Below are 3,903 nucleotides of genomic sequence, written 5' to 3' on the forward strand. Positions count from 1 at the left end.
CCTTCAACACCCGCCGCTCGATCGGCATATGGCAAGCCAAGAACGGCCGCGCCGCCACCTGCTTTCCTGACGCCGATCTGGTCGCAGTGCTGAAATAGCTCCGAAATTAGCAGATTTTTCTCGATCGGCAGCCTCGATTGGCTGGCCTATGCGTCGACACCCCACCGGCCTTTCTGGCCCAATGAGCCGTCGTATAAATGCTCGTTGCCCGCCACGGGGCCGCCGGGTATGGTGTTGACCAACTGGACAAAAACCACGACGGTAAGTGGGCAGAGGGGCCGTCTCCAGGCCCCGAAAAAATTCCGCAACCCTGAGCCGGGAACTCAGGTCAACAAACAACAAAACAGGGAACAATCACAATGATGATGGAAAAGTTTGCTCTACGCTCTCGCTTCCTGCTCGCGGGTGCCGCCATGTCGGCGCTGCTTCTGGCCGGCGCGCCCGCCGGTGCGGTCACGCCCGCCGACACGCTGGTCGAAGGTTTCGCGATCGACGACATCATCTCCATGGATCCGGGCGAGGCGTTCGAGCTGTCGACCGCCGAGGTCACCGGCAACACCTATGATCTGCTTGTCCGTCTCGACCTCAGCGACACCTCCAAGGTCAAGGGCGACCTTGCCGAAAGCTGGACCGTCTCCGATGACGGCCTGACCTACACGTTCAAGCTCAAGCCCGGCCTGAAATTCGCTTCCGGCAATCCGATCACGGCGTCCGATGTCGCCTGGTCGTTCGAGCGCGTCATCAAGCTCGACAAGAGCCCGGCCTTCATCATCGGCCAGTTTGGCATCAGCGGTGACAACGTCACCGAAAAGGCCAAGGCTGTCGACGACGGCACCTTCCAGTTCACCGTCGACAAGGCCTATGCGCCGAGCTTCGTGCTGAACTGCCTGTCGGCAACGGTGGCTTCGGTGGTCGACGCCAAGCTGGTCAAGGAGCATGTCGCTTCGGTCACGCCGAGCGCCGACTACAAATGGGACAATGACTTCGGCAATGCCTGGCTGAAGACCGGCTATGCCGGCTCCGGCGTCTTCAAGCTGCGCGAATGGCGGGCCAACGAAGCCGTCGTTCTCGAGCGCAACGACAATTACTACGGCGAAAAAGCCAAGCTTGCCCGCGTCATTTATCGCAACATGAAGGAAAGCTCGGGCCAGCGCCTGGCGCTCGAGGCTGGCGACATCGACGTTGCCCGCAATCTCGAACCGAACGACCTCGACGCCATCGCCAAGAACGCCGACCTCACCACCACCAGCGCGCCCAAGGGCACGGTCTATTACATCAGCCTCAACCAGAAGAACGCGAACCTCGCCAAGCCGGAGGTGCGCCAGGCGTTCAAGTATCTGGTCGACTATGATGCCTTGAGCTCCACCATCCTCAAGGGCATCGGCGAAATCCATCAGACCTTCCTGCCCAAGGGCGTGCTCGGCGAATTGGATGAGAATCCGTTCAAGCTCGATGTCGCCAAGGCCAAGGAATTGCTGGCCAAGGCCGGTCTGCCCGACGGCTTCAGCGTAACCATGGACGTACGCACCGGCCAGCCGACGACCGGGATGGCGGAATCGATCCAGCAGACGCTCGGACAGGCCGGCATCAAGCTCGAGATCATCCCGGGCGACGGCAAGCAGACGCTCACCAAATACCGCGCCCGCAACCACGACATCTATATCGGCCAATGGGGCCAGGATTATTTCGACCCGAACTCCAACGCCCAGACCTTTGCCTCGAACCCGGACAATTCGGATGGGGCCAAGACCAAGACGCTGGCCTGGCGCAACGCCTGGGACATTCCGGACCTGACCAAGCAGACGGAAGCGGCACTGCTCGAGAAGGATGCCGGCAAGCGCGCCGACATGTACAAGGATCTCGAGAAGAAAATCCTCGACACCAGCCCCTTCGTCGTCATCCACCAGCAGCTGGAAGTGGCCGGCCTGCGCAAGAACCTCAAGGGCTTTGCGCTCGGCCCGAGCTTCGACACCAACTTCGTCGGACCGGTGTCCAAGGAATAGTGCTCGCGGACACGCCGCATGAGCGCGGTTGAAAAAGAAGTGGCGGCGGGGCGCGGCAGCGCCCGCGCCGTCGCTGTTGCATCATCGCTTGGCCGTTTCCTGGTCATTGCGATCACGACCTATCTTGGTCTGCTCGCGGTCACCTTCTTCATCGGCCGCGTCATTCCAATCGACCCGGTGCTGGCGGTGCTCGGCGACCGGGCGCCGGCCAATGTGGTTGAGCGCACGCGCCGCGAGATGGGCCTCGATTTGCCGTTGATCGAGCAGTTCTACATCTATGTGAAGAATGCGCTGAACGGCAATTTCGGCGTCTCCGTGCTGACCACCAATCCGGTCATGACCGACATTCGCCGGGCGCTTCCGGCCACGACGGAACTGGCGACCCTCGGAACGCTGATCGGCGCGTTGTTCGGCGTGCCGCTCGGTGTGCTGGCCGCGGTCAGGCGCGGCAGCCTCATCGACCAGATCGTGCGCGTCATCGGCCTGATCGGTTATTCCGTGCCGATCTTCTGGCTGGGGCTGCTTGGGCTGGTGCTGTTTTACGCCAAGCTGCAATGGGTTGCCTTCCCGGCGAGGCTCGACGTCGTCTACGAATACACCTTTACGCCGATCACCGGCTTCTATCTCCTCGACTCTGCGATGCAGGGGCAGTGGGACGTTTTTTACGACGCCTTCCGCCACATCATCCTGCCGGCCTCGCTGCTCGGCTATTTCTCGCTCGCCTATATCAGCCGCATGACGCGCTCGTTCATGCTCAACGAATTGTCGCAGGAATATATCGTCGCGGCGCGCGCCAAGGGCCTGTCGGAAACCCGCATCATCTGGGGCCACGCGCTGCGCAACGCAGCGGTGCCGATGGTGACGGTGATCGCGCTGTCCTATGCCGGACTGCTGGAAGGTTCGGTGCTGACCGAGACCGTCTTCTCATGGCCGGGCATCGGCCTTTACATCACCAATTCGCTGCAGAACGCCGACATGAATGCGGTGCTCGGTGGCACCATCGTCATCGGCTCGGTGTTCATCGCCATCAACCTTCTCTCCGACCTGCTGTATCGGGTGCTCGATCCGAGGACGAAGTCCGCATGAGCGTCGACACCATCCAGAGCCGTCGCGACTGGCTGCTCAGCGAGCGGCCGGCCTCGCGCATGCAGGCAAGGCTCGGCCGCGCCTATGTGGCGTGGCGGCGCTTTTCCGCCAACCGGTTGGCGTTTCTGGGCCTGCTCATCATCATTGCCCTGCTGGTCGTTGCCGCCCTTGCAGGCGTGCTGGCACCTTATTCGCCAACGTTCGGCGACCTGAAGAACGCGCGCCTGCTGGCGCCGAGCGCCGAGCACTGGTTCGGCACCGACGATCTCGGCCGCGATATCCTGTCGCGCATCCTCTACGGCTCGCGCTGGACGCTTTACGTGGTCATCCTGGTCGCCATCATCGCCGCACCCATCGGCCTTCTGGTCGGCACGGTGGCCGGCTATGCCGGCGGCTGGACCGATGCCATCCTGATGCGCATCACCGACATCTTCCTCGCCTTTCCCAAGCTGATCCTGGCGCTGGCCTTCGTCGCAGCACTTGGCCCCGGCATCGAGAATGCGGTGCTGGCCATCGCCATCACCTCATGGCCGCCCTACGCCCGCATCGCGCGGGCAGAGACGCTGACGGTGCGCAATTCCGACTACATCAAGGCGGTGCAACTGATGGGCGCCTCGCCCTTCCGCATCGTGCTGCGCCATATCATGCCGCTTTGCATTTCGTCCCTGATCGTCAGGGTGACGCTCGACATGGCCGGCATCATCCTGACCGCCGCCGGGCTCGGTTTCCTCGGCCTCGGCGCGCAGCCGCCGCTGCCCGAATGGGGCACGATGATCGCGTCCGGCCGCCGCTTCGTGCTCGACCAGTGGTGGGT

At 62.6% G+C, this 3,903-nt stretch carries 3 protein-coding genes; all 3 read left to right on the forward strand.

What is annotated here, in order from left to right; genetic code table 11:
* Positions 1–359 precede the first annotated feature (359 nt).
* Complete coding sequence (locus EOA22_RS26650) at positions 360–2,003, forward strand: ABC transporter substrate-binding protein (protein WP_027161780.1); 1,644 nt, start codon at positions 360–362, stop codon at positions 2,001–2,003.
* Positions 2,004–2,021: 18 nt separating this feature from the next.
* On the forward strand, positions 2,022–3,089 hold the full coding sequence (locus tag EOA22_RS26655) for an ABC transporter permease (RefSeq protein WP_013527925.1): 1,068 nt from the start codon (positions 2,022–2,024) through the stop codon (positions 3,087–3,089).
* A partial coding sequence (locus EOA22_RS26660; protein WP_164755841.1) for an ABC transporter permease occupies positions 3,086–3,903 on the forward strand: 818 nt, incomplete at its 3' end. The genes EOA22_RS26655 and EOA22_RS26660, both read left to right, overlap by 4 nt.

Origin of the sequence: Mesorhizobium sp. M7A.F.Ca.US.014.04.1.1, from assembly GCF_003998745.1 — a bacterium.
Taxonomy (GTDB): domain Bacteria; phylum Pseudomonadota; class Alphaproteobacteria; order Rhizobiales; family Rhizobiaceae; genus Mesorhizobium; species Mesorhizobium ciceri.